This is a genomic window from Streptomyces sp. NPDC000880 (genome assembly GCF_053599675.1).
Window position 1 is genome coordinate 1,495 of sequence record NZ_JBSFMS010000223.1, and the last position, 1,646, is coordinate 3,140.

General features: G+C 63.7%; 1 protein-coding gene. It reads right to left on the minus strand.

All coding sequences use genetic code 11. From position 1 onward, the window contains the following. On the minus strand, window positions 1–1,646 hold a 1,646-nt coding region (locus ACWDO5_RS35300), incomplete at both ends, for a dihydropteroate synthase (protein ID WP_450534617.1).

Consider the following 1,646-nt stretch of genomic DNA (forward strand, 5'->3'; position numbering starts at 1 on the left):
GCCGCCTCCAGGAGGTTCCTGGTGTGCAGCTGGTCCAGCCAGCCACGCAGCCGCGGCCGGCCCTCGGTCTCCACCAGCTCCTCATACGTCGGGCCGTCACCGGCCCGGGCCTGCTTGAGGCCCCACTGGCCCTTGAACAGCGCACCCTCGTCCAGCCAGGACGCGTACTCCTTCAACTGGATACCCTTGATGACCCGGGTACCCCAGAACGGCGGCCGCGGCACCGGATTATCGATCGCCACATCCGAGCGGACCGCACCCTCCGGCTCCTCGACCTCCAGCACCGCGGTGTCACGCCTGGCCACCCGCCGCTGCTTCAACTCCGGCAGAACAGCCCCGGGAACACCCCGCTTGACCGCGATCAACGCGTCCATCAAACGCAAACCCTCGAACGCGTCACGCGCGTACCGGACTTCACCCTCGTAGATCTCGTGCAGATCCTGCTCGACATACGCCCGCGTCAACGCCGCCCCACCAAGGATCACCGGATAGTCGGCGGCCAGCTTGCGCTGGTTCAGCTCCTGAAGGTTCTCCTTCATGATCACCGTGGACTTCACCAGCAGACCCGACATACCGATCACATCCGCCCGGTGCTCCTCAGCCGCCTCCAAAATCGCCGAAACCGGCTGCTTGATACCAAGGTTGACGACGTTGTAGCCGTTGTTCGACAGGATGATGTCGACAAGGTTCTTCCCGATGTCATGAACGTCACCACGGACCGTCGCCAGCACAATCGTGCCCTTGCCCTCCACATCCGACTTCTCCATATGCGGCTCGAGACAGGCCACCGCGTTCTTCATCACCTCGGCAGACTGCAGCACGAACGGCAGCTGCATCTGACCCGACCCGAACAACTCACCAACAACCTTCATCCCGCCCAGGAGAATGTCGTTGACGATCTCCAGAGCCGGGCGGGTCCGGAGCGCCTCGTCGAGGTCAGCCTCCAAGCCGTTCTTCTCGCCGTCGATGATCCGGCGCTTGAGCCGCTCCTCCAGCGGCAGGGCCAGGAGCTCCTCCGCCTTGCCCGCCTTCATCGACTTCATGTTCACGCCCTCGAAGAGCGCCATGAGCTTCTGCAGCGGGTCGTAACCCTCAGCACGCCGGTCATAGATCAGATCAAGTGCGACCTTGACCTGCTCCTCCTCCAGACGGGCGATCGGCAGAATCTTCGACGCATGCACAATCGCCGAGTCCAGACCCGCCTTGACACACTCGTCCAGGAACACGGAGTTCAGCACGACCCGGGCAGCCGGATTGAGACCGAAAGAAATATTCGACAAACCCAGCGTGGTCTGCACATCCGGACGGCGACGCTTGAGCTCACGGATCGCCTCGATCGTCGCGATGCCGTCCTTGCGCGACTCCTCCTGCCCGGTGCAGATCGTGAACGTCAGCGCGTCGATGAGAATGTCGGACTCCAGCACACCCCAGTTCCCGGTCAGATCGTCAATGATCCGCTCAGCGATCGCAACCTTGTTCCCGACGGTGCGGGCCTGGCCCTCCTCATCGATCGTCAGCGCGATGAGCGCCGCGCCATGCTCGACGGCCAGCTCGGTGACCTTCGCGAACCGTGACTCGGGCCCGTCCCCGTCCTCGTAGTTGACCGAGTTGATGACCGCACGGCCACCCAGCTTCTCCAGCCCCGC